The organism is Pseudoalteromonas sp. EB27, assembly GCF_001974875.1.
Taxonomy (GTDB): domain Bacteria; phylum Pseudomonadota; class Gammaproteobacteria; order Enterobacterales; family Alteromonadaceae; genus Pseudoalteromonas.
In genome coordinates this window covers 56751-72222 of the sequence record NZ_MTQD01000010.1, presented here as the reverse complement: position 1 = coordinate 72222, position 15472 = coordinate 56751, and the positions used below count along the sequence as shown (strand labels likewise).

Here is a 15472-nt window from a genome sequence, read left to right as displayed (position 1 = left end):
ATTCTATTTAATTAACGCTCGTAGACTACTTCTACGTCGTAATCATCTTCATCCCAGTCGTCCCAATCATCATCATTGCCCTTACCTTTAGTGGCTTTTTCATGATAGGTATCCCACTTGAATTCAACTTCTTCATCTTCAACTTGTACAAACTTCTCTTTAGGCATGCTATCAAGTAGTGTCATTATGTTGTGGATCAAAGGTTGAGTATTAAGTTTATTAATTGCTGAGATGTGATAAATATTTTCAGTTTCGCCCAGTTCTTCTGCAATCGCTTCGCATAGCGCTTTTGCTTCGTCTTCTGGTAATAAATCTATTTTATTAAACACTAACCAGCGTGGCTTTTCAGCTAATTTAGGGCTGTATTGGTGTAGCTCGTTAATAATCGAGAATGCATTATCAACAGGGTTTGAACCATCTACCGGCATTACATCAATAATGTGTAATAACACACGACAACGCTCTAAATGCTTCAAGAAGCGAATACCAAGGCCTGCACCATCAGATGCACCTTCAATTAGACCTGGAATATCGGCTATAACAAATGATTTATTTGCTTCAGGACGTACCACACCTAAATTAGGAATAAGCGTCGTGAATGGGTAATCAGCTACTTTTGGTCTCGCTGCAGATACACTGCGGATAAACGTAGATTTACCTGCATTTGGTAATCCGAGTAAGCCTACATCAGCTAATAATAGTAACTCTAATTTTAAGTTACGTACTTCACCAGGTGTGCCCAATGTTTTTTGACGAGGTGCACGGTTAGTACTTGATTTAAAACGTGCATTCCCCAAGCCGTGGAAACCACCTTTTGCAACCAAAATTCGTTGACCATGTTGAGTTAAGTCGCCAAGTCCCTCTTGGGTATCAACATCCATGATGCGTGTGCCTACAGGCACCATAACAAATAAGTCGTCGGCTTTTCGGCCTGTACAGTTACGGCTACGACCGTTAGTCCCACGTTCAGCCCTATGGAAACGCTCAAACTGATAATCAATTAGGGTATTTAAGTTTTCATCAGCTTGTAGATAAACACTACCACCGTCTCCACCGTCACCGCCGTCTGGTCCACCATCTGGAACATATTTTTCACGACGGAAAGACACGATGCCGCTGCCACCGTCTCCAGCTTCTGCGCGAATTTCTACTTCATCTACAAACTTCATGATTACTCACTTTAGGGATTGGCTTGTTTAATAACTCTATTATATACCCAAGCCAACACAAATGCAGGCTTGGGTATATATTTTGACTGACTACAAAACAAAAAACCCCGCAAAGGCGGGGTTTTTAACTACCTTACTGATTACTCAGTTACGATAGTTACGTATTTACGGTTTAAAGGACCTTTTTGTTCAAACTGAACTTTACCATCTGCTTTTGCGAAGATAGTGTGGTCTTTACCGATACCTACGTTAGTACCAGGGTGGAAACGAGTTCCACGCTGACGAACAATGATGCTACCCGCTAGAACTGATTCGCCACCAAAACGCTTAACACCTAGGCGTTTGCTTTCTGAATCGCGACCGTTACGAGTACTACCAGCTGCTTTTTTATGTGCCATTTCTAAGTACCTCTAATTAAGCGCTAATGCTAGTGATTTTAACTTCAGTGAACCATTGACGATGGCCCATTTGCTTACGAGAATGCTTACGGCGTCTAAATTTAACAACCTTAATCTTCTCACCGCGACCATGTGAAACAACCTCAGCTGTTATCTTGCCACCGTTTACGAACGGTACACCGATCTCGATTTTCTCACCATCAGCAACTAAAAGTACTGAATCAAATTCTACTGCCGCACCAGTTTCAACGTCTAATTTTTCAAGACGAATCGTTTGACCTTCAGTCACACGATGCTGTTTACCACCACTTTGGAAAACCGCGTACATAATTAACTCCGTCTGTGCACCCTCAAATCGGCGCAACTAAAATATTCTTCGATAGGGCGCGAAGTTTACGCTAACGCGAAATAACTAGCAAGCCTATTTTGTAATTAAAATGAATAAAAAGTAGCTGCTTTGAGAGCAATTCAATATTTACCCCATTTTATATTAATTAGCCCTTTTGCCAAGCGCTTTTTAACTCTTAGTCGAAATAAATTAATGTACTCAAATATGACCCTCACAGCTTAATATCTAAGCACACCACAAACTGTATATTGATTATCAATTAATCAGTTATCTTGGCCAATTCAGTCTAAATTAAGTACTTTAATAGTGTTTTTTCAATCAATCGTCACAAAATATCGAGCTAGTGCATTTTTTGTTGTACAATCTGCGCCGTTCACACATAAAAATTGGCTCGGAGATCAATGGATATAAAAGCTATCCAGGCGTTAATCGAAAGCGATATGAATGACGTCAATCAACTTATACATGCGCAAATGCGCTCAGATGTGGCGTTAGTTAATCAGCTTGGTTTATATATAGTTAGCAGTGGCGGCAAACGCGTTCGTCCAATGCTAGCAATTTTAGCAGCCAAAGCGCTCGGTTATCAGGGTAAAGATCACATAACACTTGCAACAATTGTTGAGTTTATTCATACAGCAACGCTATTGCATGATGATGTTGTAGATGAATCAAACTTACGACGTGGCACGCCTACAGCAAATGCTGAATTTGGTAATGCTGCTAGCGTATTGGTTGGTGACTTTATTTACACTCGTTCATTTCAGCTTATGGTTGGCCTTGGCAAAATGCAGGTTATGCAAGTACTTGCCGATGCAACAAACATTATTGCTGAAGGTGAAGTATTGCAGTTAATGAACTGCAACGACCCAGACACTACCGAAGCCAGTTATATGCAGGTTATTTACTCTAAAACAGCTAAGTTGTTTGAAGCAGCGACAGGGCTTGCTGCCATTATTACTGAGCAAGACCAAGCGACACTTGATGCACTAAACCTGTACGGTATGCATTTAGGTACTGCATTTCAGTTAGTGGATGACGTACTTGATTACAATGCAGATGCTGAGCAGTTGGGTAAAAACATTGGTGATGATTTAGCTGAAGGCAAACCAACCCTTCCGCTTATTTATGCCATGCAACATGGTAGCGAGCAGCAAACACAGCTTATTCGTGATGCAATAGAGCACAGTAATGGTATGGAGCATTTAGAAGAAATTTTATCGGCACTAAAGCAAACTAATGCGCTTGAATTTACAATGCAAAAAGCAGAACTTGAAGCTGACAAAGCTATTGCGTGTTTAGACTTTTTAGCTGAGTCTGACTATAAGCAAGCACTTATAAGCCTTGCACGTATTGCGGTTGACCGCGACCACTAGTTTTAACTAGTTACACAGTGTGAAATTAATTCTGAGCAATAAAAAAGCCTGCAAATGCAGGCTTTTTTGTTGCTTAAATTGGCTATTACGCCATGAAATCAACACCTTCTTTGATGTCTTTTTTCAGTGTTTCAAGCATGTCATTTTTTGCTTTTGTTTCAAATGCGCTTAGTTCGCCGTAAGAAAGAATTTCTTCTACGCCGTTTTTACCTAAACGTACTGGATGAGCAAAGTACTCTGCATCGCCATTTTCAACAGCAACATAAGCGTAATCTACCACTTCTTCACCCTGTAGGCCTTTAACTAAAGACATACAAAAACGAGCAGCAGCTGCGCCCATAGATAGCGTAGCTGAACCGCCACCGGCTTTAGCATTTACAACTTCAGTACCCGCATTTTGGATACGTGGAGTAAGTGCAGCAACTTCTTCATCAGTGAAAGAAACACCTTCAACTTGAGAAAGTAGAGGAAGAATAGTTGTGCCTGAGTGACCGCCAATTACTGGTACTTTAACAGTTGCTACGTCTACGCCTTTAAGTTCAGCAACAAATGCTTCTGAACGAATAACGTCAAGCGTAGTAATACCGAATACGCGTTTAGCGTCGTAAGTACCTGCTTTTTTGAATACTTCAGCAACAATTGGAACTGTGCCATTTACTGGGTTAGTAATAATACCTACTAACGCTTTTGGACAGCTAGCAACAATGCCTTCTGCTAAAGTTTTGATGATGCCAGCATTTACATTAAATAAATCAGCACGATCCATACCTGGTTTACGTGGCATACCCGCTGGGATAAGAACGATATCAGAGCCTTCAAGCGCTTTGTTTAATTCGTCTGCGCCAAAGCCTGCTACTTTAACATCTGTTGGGATGTGAGAAAGGTCAACCGCAACACCTGGTACTACTGGTGCAACATCATAAAGTGATAATTCAGAGCCAGCTGGTAAGCCTGTTTTTAATAATAAAGATAACGCTTGGCCGATACCGCCTGCAGCACCTAATACAGCAACTTTCATTGGAATTCTCCGTAATTTGAGGTAGGAAACATTTGTGGCTCTTAAGATAATGAAATTAGCGACTAAAAACAAATTTATCCTGTCTATTTCAAGTATATTTTCGACCATAGTCGTAAACTTTTGTGATTTAACGCATCAAACTGGCAAGTTAACTAAACAACTGCTGCATAATTATTCATTTTTGTGTAGAATTTGCAGCATAAATAACAAAAACGAATAAAGACTATGCAACCACAAGATAAACAAGAAGCACTGGTAAAAGCATTTAAATCACTATTAAAAGAAGAAAATTTTGGATCTCAAGGCGAAATAGTTGATGCGTTAAAAGATCAAGGCTTTGACAATATAAGCCAAAGTAAAGTATCACGCATGTTAAGTAAATTTGGCGCTGTACGCACACGTAATGCCAAGCAAGAAATGGTTTACTGCTTACCTGCTGAAATGGGTGTACCTACGGCTAAAAGCCCATTACGCCAATTAGTAATCGACATTATGCACAACGAAATGATGATCATCATTCGTACCAGTCCAGGTGCTGCTCAGCTTATTGCGCGTTTATTAGATTCATTAGGTAAAGCAGATGGCGTACTAGGAACAATTGCAGGCGACGATACTATTTTTATCGCTCCTGCTAAAATATCTGAAATAGATGTAACACTTGAACGTGTTCGCATTTTATTTGATACGGTTTAATAGCAAACTAAATTTGTTTTAAAAACCCGACTGAAGGCGCAAAGAAAGCAGAACCCATATCGGCTTGAGTAAAATCAAGCCAGTGGTCGTAACAATCCCCTCCCCCTAAACGACTATTAAGTACTTTTTCAAATGCGGTACCCGTACAAGCGCATGTAATTGATAACATTCCCTGCTCATACACATCGCCATAAGGCATGCTCTGATTTAATAGTAGCGGTTGTCCGTCTTCGTCTTTTAGCTCACTTCGCGAAGCATGGCTGGTTTCAATTGCGGGGGTAATTAGTGTGTTATCAAGGCGCGTACGCCCCATTATTTGTTCTTGCTCGCTCAATGATAAGTGCTGCCACATAGTTAAGTCATGCTTATAACGCTGTACATGAATATAACTTCCCTGATCTTCAAAATTACCAGGGTTACTAATTAAAGCCGTAGCGCGCTTTTTTCTTCCATGAGCTGTATCGCCACCATAAATAAAACCATTAAAATCACGACCATCTAAAAAGCGAAAATTACGAATTTGCTCCACCAGCTCAACATCGGGGGCAAATAATTTTAAAATTTGCAGCGCAAATAAATGGTTAACGTCTTCACGGTCAGAGCGAATTTGCACAAATAAATCGCACGGTTGTACGCTCATTTGATGATCGCTATGGTTTATATTAGGAAAGCTCTGTAATTCGCTTGGGATGTATTCAGGGAGGATATGCGGCCAATATTGCGCACCGATAGCAACCATACAAGAGAGCATTGATTCTGAAAATTGATCGCTGAACTCTTCTTCAATGGCGCTTACTTGTTTTAACTTTGCGCGAAGTGATTCATCTTGACCATCAAACACATTAAAAAATAAGTGCAAACCGTGTAAGTTTGCTTCAGCACAAATCCCTGATTGCGCTTGCGCCATTGTTATTCCTTAGTTTTACAGATAAAAACACAGCGAATAACAAATTAATTACGATTCGAAAAAATTCACCGTGTGAGGTTTTATTTTTATTATAACCTGCTCATTATTTTCAAATGACTGGCCATATTGTGCAGCAACTTCAATTTCTTGTTCATCAATAACAACCGAATAAACATACGCCGAACCAATAAAGCGACGACTTATGATTGTAGCTCGCTTGCTGAATTTGTCACTTTGGTTATCTGCCACTAATTCTATTTGATGGGGGCGGACATATATAAGCCCGACGCTTACGTTATGTTTACTCTCAACATAAGATTCGACTAAACCAAATGGTGTTTTATATTCAGTTGCTGTTAATACTTCTGCACTCAAGTATATGCCTTGACCCAGAAACTCTGCAACCTCCTTTGAACATGGAGCTGCAAAAAGCTGCTCAGGCGTGCCTTGTTGCTCAATTTTACCGCGATGCATAATGGCCAGTGTATCTGAAAAGGCAAATGCCTCTTCTTTTGAATGTGTAACAAATACAGCAGATACTTGAGTTGCCTTAATAATTCGACGTATATCAGCAATTAATTCAAAGCGTACTTGTGTGTCGATATTTGAAAAGGGCTCATCAAGTAGCAATAAACTAGGCTTATAAGCTAATGCACGAGCAATAGCTACACGCTGCTGTTGACCACCCGACAACTGATGCGGGAACCTGTCGGCACAGCCAATTAAATGTACCAGCTTAAGCATTTCATCAACGCGTTGCTGCTTTTGAGCTTTACTCATTTTACTAAGCCCAAATGCGATATTATTTGCCACCGTTAAATGCGGAAACAGCGCATAATCTTGAAACATCATGCCGATGTTACGGTGCTCAGGCGAGACAAACGATTGCTCATCACTCACTAATTTACCGTCTATAAAAATAGACCCTTGCTTAGCTTCAATTAAACCTGCAATCGCTTTTAACGTGGTCGTTTTGCCACACCCACTCGCTCCAAGTAGACAAACAATTTCATCTTTACCCACCGTTAAATCTAAATCGTGAATAACCTTTGTGCCGTTATAGTGATAGCTCAAGCCTTGTAAAATTAAACTACTCATTTAACTACGCTGCTCCATAGAACGATTAATAAAATACAAAGGAATAAACCCAACAATAACAATAAATAAAGCCGATATTGAAGCAAGCTCTAATTGCTCGTCACTTACATACTGGAATACATGAGTAGCTAAGCTTTCAAAATTAAACGGTCTGAGCAATAGCGCAGCCGGCAACTCTTTCATACACTCAATAAATACCAATAACGCAGCAGTAAGCAATCCTCTTCGCAGTAAAGGTAAGTGCACTAAACGCAGCGTTTGCCCTTGGCTTTTACCCATTGATTGGCTTGCCATATCAAGTGATGGGCTAATACGTAAAAAACTCGACTCAATTGCTCCGTGTGCAATGGCGTAAAACCTAACAATGTAGGCAATAATAATAGTAAGAATGCTACCTGTAAGCAGTAAGCCAATATCTAAATTATACGGCTCGAGCGCTGTGTTAATGGTGTTCTCTAATAATGTAAGGGGTAACAAAACCGCAATAGCGAGTACTGTGCCAGGCAACGCATAGCCTGTGCTTGCTAAACGCCCAGGAACAAGCGGATACGTTTGCTTTGCCACACGCTGATAAAAAACAACAAAAATACTCAACGTAATCGTTATTAGGCTCACAACCCCTGCCACTTTTAAACTTTGCCAAGCGTAACTAAAAAACTCTACATTCCATGCTTTATCAAAGTAGGTAATGGCGTAATTTATAAGTACTGCAATAGGAATTACAAACGCGATAAGTAAGATAAAGCTGCAAAAGGCCGTTGATAGCCAAGCTGACTTTCCTTTTAACACATAGAGAGATTCACTATTTACACTTGATTGGCGCTCAAACACCGCTTGATTACGACGACTAAAGCGCTCTGCCATTAATGCTAAAAATAACAGTAATAACATCACACCCGATATTTTAGCGGCCGCTGTAAGTGAGTAATAACCAAACCACGTATCGTATACGGCGGTTGTTAATGTACTTACGGCAAAATAACTCACTGTTGCAAAGTCAGCCATGGTTTCCATACTAATAAGCGCAAGAGCCGCCACAATAGCCCCACGAGAGAGCACTAAACTTACTTTAAAAAAGCTTTGCCAAGGAGATAACCCCATTAACTGGCTAGCTTGCACTAATTTGAATGACTGCTCGCGAAGGGCCGTTTTAAAAATTAAAAATAAATACGGGTAAAGCACCAAGGCAATCATAACGATAGCGCCGGGTAATGTACGTATATCAAAAAACCAATAGTCATTAGGCGATTGCCAGCCAAACCAATCTCTCAGTGCTATTTGTACAGGGCCCGCATAATCTAATAAATCAGTATATACATAAGCAATAATATAGGTGGGCATAGCAAGGGGCAGCATAAGTGCCCATTCAAACTGTTTTTTACCCGGAAAACTACAGTAAGCCGTTAGCCACCCAAGTGGCAAAGCTATGGCGCAGCTAAGGACGCAAACACCTAAAACAAGCAATACAGTATTAGTTATGTAATCCCAAAGCACGGTATCCCACAGGTGAGAAAACACCTCAGAGCTACCTTGTAGAGATTCAAAAAGAAGAAAAAACAACGGAGCCGATAGAATTAAGCCTGTCGACCACGCAAAGAGCTGCCATTTAGACAGCTTAAATTTATTAGTCATTAAAGATCGAACTTCACCTCATCAATTAGCTTAAGCGCTAACGGACGATATTTACTAATCTCATCAAGTGGCAAGCTGTCTTCTTTAAAACTACCCCAAGAGGCAACCAAACTTGATAGTTCAACACCCGACTTAACTGGATACTCCATATTTAATGAGGCATACATGTTTTGTGCTTTGCTATCGGTCATATACTCGATGAGCTTTAATGCATTTTCAGGGTTTTTAGCATATTTGGTAATAACCGCACCCGAAACATTTATGTGTGAGCCACGATTAGTTTGATTCGGAAAGTTAATATTTACGGCCTCAGCCCAACCTTTTTGCTCTTTATCTTCTAGCATTTTGCCAAGATAGTAACTATTGCCTAATGCTAAGTTACATAAACCTTCTTTAACGGCTTTAACTTGAGCACGATCGTTACCTTGAGGTTTGCGTGCTAAATTAGCCTTAACACCTTCAAGCCACTCTTTGGTTTGCGCTTCACCGTGGTGTGCAATCATAGAAGCCACTAAACCTAAATTATATGGATGTTTGCCAGATCGCGTACAAATTTGTCCTTTGTATTTAGGATCTGCTAAATCTTCATAAGTGAGTTCAGGTAACGCACCAACTCGCTCTTTTGATGAATAGACATTACGCACTCGCTTAGTAAGCGCGACCCATTGGCCATCACCGTCACGAAAAGCTACAGGCACGTTACTATTTACACTGTCACTTTTTATAGTTTGTGTTAATTTTAAATCTTCTAATTGAATAAGCGCACTAAAATTAGAGGTTAATACTAAATCGGCTTTACTGTGTTTACCTTCACGTTTAACACGCTCAATTAACCCTTTTTTAGCAAAAACAACATTGGTTTTTATTCCCGTTTGTTTTGTAAAATCTTCTAAAATGGGCTGAATCAAAAACGGCTGACGAAAAGAATAGATATTAACAACGTCACTTGCAAAGGCTGGTGCCGATGCTGCTAATCCCAAAACAAGTGTAAATACTGTCTTCATTATTTCACCTAAATAATTGTTATTATCATCGAATTCTACCGCGCTCATTCAAAAAGTGCACACTTTAAATAAATGTAAATATGTAAATAACGCCCAAAAAGGAAATGCCGTGTAAGAGATGTCTCACGGATGTGACAGCTAATGAGTAAAAATCAAGATAAAAACATACAAAAACACACTTAACCACCTGTATTAAAAGGGCTTTTATATTATTACTATTGCATAAATACTAATTGAATGTAGTTTTATCCCTATTTTGGTTGCTCTATTGCACTATAATTTACTCATCAACCAAGCAATGATGCTTATTGAGTAAAAGGAAATGGATTGCTTACTCAACCAACCAATGATTAGGTTACCAGGACAACACGGATTTTAGGACAGGCTCAGGATGAGTATCACAACGCAATGTTGTAAAAAGGATAGCGTCAGGAAGATGCGAAAAGGATAACAACGCGGCTAAGTTGTTTAACAGGATGTTGAAGGAATAAATGGACAGGCCTTTAAGGCAACACAATGGATTGGTTAAAATAGGGATACACTAGGAAGTGTAATTTAGGATTTGGTAATAGTATTTACCCTACAGGATGTTCAGGAATTTAAGGATACAGGCCCGGATGGTCTACATTACATAGAACTAAAAAGTAATATAGTAATAAACATGGATTAGTGAAAATTGGAGTTGATTAAGTTCAATTGCAGGATGCAGAAAATTAGAAGATTCCGCAAGCGCGCCTAGAAATAGAGCGCGCTTTTCTTTGTCTAAAATTTAGGTTTAGTAAAGCTCCAAGCAACTATCACTAATTTTTACTGGGTAATACCGCATTCCAGCCATTCAATATTAATACCACCAAATACTTCATTAATATTTTAAATTTCGCTAAGTTATTTATTAATTGCGCCGATAACTAAATAACGCATAAATTAAAAATACTCAATGGATATGAATTTTAAAACACCTCAAAGCAATACCTTTTTATATAAAGTATCAGACACAAGTACAGCAAAACCAATTGGTATTTTTACTGCCCAAACTCCCAGCGTAAATCCATATAAAGCTTTATTTAACCCCAAAGGTTATAACTTTTTTAATATGCCAATGAGTGAGTTTAAAAACATACTTAACGTAATTATCCAGTTAGAAAGCGATATTTCTATTAGTAAATGGGGGGAAGGTGCTCGTCCTGATGAATTTAGTTATCAGCTTAATAGAATATCGAATGCTATAGCAACTACTCAATTTAATGGCAGAATAGACATTAGCGGTTACTTTTTAAAACGAGTTGAGGAAGCAAAGGATATGATTGGTGAAGACTGCATCTCATTTATTCAGGTGCACAACAATATAAGCCAACTATATAACACTGTTTTACAATTAACATCTGAAGAAGGCTTTAGAGCAATTCAAAATAAAGCACTAACTCACTTAAAAGAGCAGCAAGCTTTCGCTTAGCTGCATAAAAAATTAGTCTTCTAATGGCCTGCCTTTATTGCGTTTACCCAATAAATACGCATCACGAAACTTAATAAAGTGCTGCTCCAACTTTATTGAGGCATCCATTTCGCCCGCAAGTGCTAGCACCATAATACCTACTTCAGCTGTACCTAGCTGGTGCGCGTGAGGCGCAACACGTAAACGGTAATCAGAGAGTTTATCAGCAGTAACAGAAAGCACAGGTAAATTATCTAGGTAGGGGCTTTTGCGAATCATTTTTTTAGCTTCACGCCATGTACCATCTAAAAATATAAATAGTAACTTTTTACCTTCTTCAATATTCACTTCGGTAATGGCCCTGCCCTCTTCTACGTCTTCAGCAGGGAATACTATCATTGGTTGATATTGAGGATCGTTTATTAAAGCTAAAAAATCAGGATCTGGGTCTGTTCTGTCCCATCTAAATGCGTGATTATCAGGTACTATTTCAGCAATTAAACGCCCAGTATTAGAAGGCTTAAAGCTTTCATTATGGTACATCAGTAAACATACAGCAGCGTTGCACTGAGCGTGCTCAACACCTTTACAAATACAGTAATGCTTGGCTATTAAGCATTGCTCACAGCGATCTAATTTACCGCCTCGCGCGTTAAATTCACGACGAGATTCACTTATTTGCTGAGCGCGTAATGCTAAAACTGCGTTTTTCACTGTATTTACCTTCAATTAATTAGGCGCGCATTGTAACGGCTTATGGCAATTTAATCTTATATTTAATGAAAAGCAGGCATAAAAAAACCCAGCCAAAGCTGGGTTTTTAAACAAATGCTAAAAAGTTAAATTACTTCTTTTTAACTGCTTTTTTGTTTGGTAAGTCAGTGATTGAACCTTCAAAAATTTCAGCAGCTAGGCCAATTGATTCGTTCAATGTAGGGTGAGCATGAATAGTAAGCGCTAAGTCTTCACCATCTGCACCCATTTCAATACCTAAACCGATTTCGCCAAGCATTTCGCCCGCGTTAATACCGATCATAGCACCACCGATTATACGGCCACTTTCTTTATCAAAGATAAGTTTTGTAGAACCTTCTGTACGAGCAGATGCGATAGCACGGCCAGATGCTGCCCACGGGAATACCGCAGTTTCAATTTTTAAGCCTTGCTCTTTTGCTTCTTTCTCAGTAACACCTACCCAAGCGATTTCAGGGTCAGTGTACGCTATTGAAGGAATACATTTAGGGTCAAAGAAATGTTTCTGACCAGAAATAACTTCTGCAGCAACATGACCTTCATGAACCGCTTTATGCGCAAGCATAGGCTGGCCAACTAAGTCACCGATTGCAAAAATATGGCTTACGTTAGTACGTAATTGCTTATCAACATTAATAAAGCCACGCTCATCAACGTTTACGCCCGCTTTATCAGCATCAAGTAGGTTACCGTTTGGTGTACGGCCAACTGCAACAAGCACTTTGTCGTAACGTACAGGTTCTGCTGGTGCGTTTTTACCTTCAAATGTCACGTATAAGCCATCTTTTTTAGCTTCAACGCCAACAACTTTAGTTGAAAGCATTACGTTGAATTTTTTGCTTACGTATTTTTGATAAATTTTGATAATGTCTTTATCAGCTGCTGGCACTAATTGGTCAGCAAATTCTACAACGTCAATTGCAGAACCAAGAGCACGATAAACAGTACCCATTTCAAGACCTATAATACCACCACCTAGTACAAGTAGTTTTTCTGGTACGTCTTTAAGCTCTAGCGCGCCAGTTGAATCAATTACACGGTCATCTTCTGGGATGAAAGGTAAGTTAACTGGTTTAGAACCTGCTGCAATAATCGCGTTATCAAACGTGATAGTTGTAGCGTCTTTCTCGCCTTCAACTACTAAAGTATTGCTGCCAGTAAATTTGCCGTAACCATACACAACTTTTACTTTACGCATTTTAGCCATTCCGTCTAGTCCGCCAGTTAACTGGCCAACGACAGAATCTTTCCAAGAGCGTACTTGGTCAAGATCGATTTTTGGTGCGCCAAAAGTAACACCGTGAGATGACATTTCAGCTGCGTCATCAATCACTTTAGCTACATGTAAAAGTGCTTTTGAAGGGATACAACCAACATTAAGACATACGCCGCCTAATGTTCCACGAGATTCTACTAATGTAACTTCTAAGCCCAAGTCAGCAGCACGGAAAGCCGCAGAATAACCACCAGGACCACCGCCTAGTATAACAACTTGAGTTTTTAATTCGTTGCTCATGCTTTTACCTTAATTGTTTGAACGGGACACTGCCCTAAAATTTAACTGCCGTGTTTCTGCAAGGCAGAAATTCAGAGCAGCGCATAAAGTGATGCAATATGTACAAAGATTGTATCATTGCAAATGCTAAAAATCCCAGCTAAAAACAACTGGCTGGGATTTGATTCAATTTATTTAATTACGTACACCAATTTCATTAAATTGGTTACATCACTAACTGACGAATATCGCTCATGTAGCTCGCTAACGTCACAGTAAAGCGTGCCGCTAAGGCTCCGTCAATCACCCTATGGTCGTATGACATAGAAAGTGGAACCATTAACTTCGGTTCAAATTCTTTACCATTCCATTTAGGTTTCATTTCAGATTTAGACACACCTAAAATAGCAACTTCTGGCGCATTAACAATCGGCGTAAATGCCGTTCCGCCAATACCGCCAAGGCTAGAAATAGTAAAACAACCACCTTGCATATCAGACGATGTAAGCTTACCGTCACGTGCTTTAACAGATACTTCCATTAATTCGCGTGATAGTTCAATAATGCCTTTTTTATCAACATCTTTAAACACAGGTACAACTAAACCGTTTGGCGTATCAACTGCAACACCAATGTTAATGTACTTTTTAAGGATTAAGCTTTCGCCGTCTGCAGAAAGCGATGAGTTGAATTTTGGAAATTCAGCAAGTGCTTTTGCAGCTGCTTTCATTACAAACACAAGTGGTGTAATTTTAACACCCAGCTTTTTCTTCTCGCTAAGCACATTTTGCTCTTTACGGAATACTTCAAGGCTTGTGATATCAGCTTCGTCAAACTGTGTAACATGCGGGATTTGTACCCAGTTACGGTGTAAATTTTTGCCTGATAGCTTTTGAATACGAGACAGCTTTTGCTCTTCAATTTCGCCAAATTTAGCAAAATCAACTTTAGGCCATGGAATAAGACCAAGCTCGCTACCACCAGCACTACTACCTGCTGATAATTGACCAGATTCAACTTGCTTAACTAGATTTTTAACATAGTTTTGCACGTCTTCTTTAACTATACGGGCTTTACGACCAGTGCCTTTAACGTTAGCTAGGTTAATACCAAACTCACGCGCTAAACGGCGAACAACAGGTGATGCATGAGCATACGCGCTGTTTTCTGTGAAGCTTTCATTACTTGCTTTTACAGGTGCTGCTTGAGCCGGTGCCGACTCAGTTTTAGCCGCTGCTGCAGGTGCTGATTTTTCAGCTGGTGCTGATGCTGCTGCCGGCGCGCTGCCTGCAACTTCAAATACAAAAATTAATGAGCCTGTCGATACTTTATCGCCAGCAGCTACTTTAATTTCTTTAACTGTACCTGCAAATGGAGCTGGTACTTCCATTGCCGCTTTGTCGCCTTCAACGTTTAAGATTGATTGATCTTCTTCAACCGTATCGCCAACTGCAACCATAATTTCAGTTACTTCAACTTCATCACCACCAATATCTGGCACATTAACTTCTTTAGTGCTTGGTGCTGAACTTGCTGTTGAACTCTCAGCTGGCGCTTCTACAGGAGCAGACTCTTTAGCCGGTGCTGCAGATTCACTTCCTGCTACTTCAAAAACAAACACTAATGAGCCAGTTTTAACTGTATCGCCAGCGGCTACTTTAATTTCTTTAACTGTACCGGCAAATGGAGCAGGTACTTCCATTGCAGCTTTGTCGCCTTCAACGTTTAAGATAGATTGCTCTTCTTCAACGGTATCGCCAACAGCAACCATGATTTCAGTTACTTCAACTTCATCATCGCCAATATCTGGTACGGTTACTTCTTTAGTTGAAGAACCTGTAGAAGCAGCGGGTGCTGCCTCTTCAGATTTAGCTGGAGCAGCGGCTGATGTATCTTCTTCATCAGTGCTTTCACTCTCGCCTTCAAACAAAAATACTAAAGAGCCAGTTGTAACGGTGTCGCCAACGTTTACTTTAATCTCTTTCACTGTACCCGCTTGCGAAGCAGGTATTTCCATTGATGCTTTGTCGCCTTCAACATTTAATAATGATTGGTCAACATCTACTTTGTCGCCAACACTTACTAATATTTCGGTTACTTCTACTTCGTCGTCACCAATATCAGGTACTTTAATTTCAATACTCATTGCAA

Annotated in this window: 14 protein-coding genes; 3 read left to right on the top strand and 11 right to left on the bottom strand. The window is 39.8% G+C overall.

Annotated elements, in window-relative coordinates; translation table 11 throughout:
* Positions 1-11 precede the first annotated feature (11 nt).
* From cgtA to rplU, 3 genes are all read right to left on the bottom strand, one after another.
* Complete coding sequence (cgtA, locus tag BW142_RS12360; protein ID WP_024604542.1) at positions 12-1169, bottom strand: Obg family GTPase CgtA; 1158 nt, start codon at positions 1167-1169, stop codon at positions 12-14.
* A 140-nt stretch (positions 1170-1309) separates the two neighbouring features.
* A complete protein-coding gene (gene rpmA, locus BW142_RS12355; RefSeq protein WP_002957747.1) occupies positions 1310-1567 on the bottom strand; it encodes a 50S ribosomal protein L27 in 258 nt (85 codons plus the stop codon).
* Between the two features lie 16 nt (positions 1568-1583).
* Entirely contained in the window at positions 1584-1895 is a 312-nt protein-coding gene (rplU, locus tag BW142_RS12350) for a 50S ribosomal protein L21 (RefSeq protein ID WP_002957748.1), read from the bottom strand.
* Between the two features lie 422 nt (positions 1896-2317).
* Here rplU and ispB point away from each other — a divergent pair, with 422 nt between their 5' ends.
* Complete coding sequence (ispB, locus tag BW142_RS12345; protein WP_076925044.1) at positions 2318-3289, top strand: octaprenyl diphosphate synthase; 972 nt, start codon at positions 2318-2320, stop codon at positions 3287-3289.
* 85 nt (positions 3290-3374) lie between these two features.
* Here the strand turns inward: ispB and mdh are convergent, their stop codons facing one another.
* Positions 3375-4307 carry a malate dehydrogenase gene (mdh, locus tag BW142_RS12340; protein ID WP_007586102.1) on the bottom strand — a complete coding sequence of 311 codons (933 nt, stop codon included), beginning with the start codon at positions 4305-4307 and terminating at the stop codon, positions 3375-3377.
* 225 nt (positions 4308-4532) lie between these two features.
* On the opposite strand from mdh, the gene argR reads away from it, so the two are divergent.
* Positions 4533-5000 (top strand): transcriptional regulator ArgR, encoded by a 468-nt coding sequence (gene argR, locus BW142_RS12330; protein WP_002957753.1) that lies wholly within the window; start codon positions 4533-4535, stop codon positions 4998-5000.
* Between the two features lie 7 nt (positions 5001-5007).
* Here argR and BW142_RS12325 read toward each other — a convergent pair whose 3' ends face one another.
* The 4 genes from BW142_RS12325 to BW142_RS12310 are packed head-to-tail and all read right to left on the bottom strand — an operon-like array spanning position 5008 to position 9641.
* Positions 5008-5907 (bottom strand): Dyp-type peroxidase, encoded by a 900-nt coding sequence (locus BW142_RS12325; RefSeq protein WP_076925042.1) that lies wholly within the window; start codon positions 5905-5907, stop codon positions 5008-5010.
* A gap of 48 nt (positions 5908-5955) precedes the next feature.
* Positions 5956-7005 (bottom strand): ABC transporter ATP-binding protein, encoded by a 1050-nt coding sequence (locus tag BW142_RS12320; RefSeq protein ID WP_076925041.1) that lies wholly within the window; start codon positions 7003-7005, stop codon positions 5956-5958.
* The gene (locus tag BW142_RS12315; protein WP_076925040.1) at positions 7006-8637 is read right to left on the bottom strand and encodes an iron ABC transporter permease; all 1632 of its coding nucleotides are present in this window, start codon (positions 8635-8637) and stop codon (positions 7006-7008) included.
* Complete coding sequence (locus tag BW142_RS12310; protein ID WP_076925115.1) at positions 8637-9641, bottom strand: Fe(3+) ABC transporter substrate-binding protein; 1005 nt, start codon at positions 9639-9641, stop codon at positions 8637-8639. The genes BW142_RS12315 and BW142_RS12310 overlap by 1 nt, the downstream gene beginning before the upstream one ends.
* A gap of 937 nt (positions 9642-10578) precedes the next feature.
* Here BW142_RS12310 and BW142_RS12305 point away from each other — a divergent pair.
* A complete protein-coding gene (locus tag BW142_RS12305; RefSeq protein ID WP_076925039.1) occupies positions 10579-11094 on the top strand; it encodes a hypothetical protein in 516 nt (171 codons plus the stop codon).
* A 12-nt stretch (positions 11095-11106) separates the two neighbouring features.
* Here the strand turns inward: BW142_RS12305 and BW142_RS12300 are convergent, their stop codons facing one another.
* The 3 genes from BW142_RS12300 to aceF form a co-directional block, all read right to left on the bottom strand.
* On the bottom strand, positions 11107-11787 hold the full coding sequence (locus BW142_RS12300) for a tRNA-uridine aminocarboxypropyltransferase (protein WP_076925038.1): 681 nt from the start codon (positions 11785-11787) through the stop codon (positions 11107-11109).
* Between the two features lie 130 nt (positions 11788-11917).
* Positions 11918-13342, bottom strand: coding sequence for a dihydrolipoyl dehydrogenase (lpdA, locus tag BW142_RS12295; RefSeq protein ID WP_076925037.1), 1425 nt, complete (start codon positions 13340-13342; stop codon positions 11918-11920).
* A 205-nt stretch (positions 13343-13547) separates the two neighbouring features.
* Positions 13548-15467: a pyruvate dehydrogenase complex dihydrolipoyllysine-residue acetyltransferase gene (gene aceF, locus BW142_RS12290; RefSeq protein WP_076925036.1), complete on the bottom strand. Its 1920-nt coding sequence runs from the start codon at positions 15465-15467 to the stop codon at positions 13548-13550.
* Positions 15468-15472: the final 5 nt, after the last annotated feature.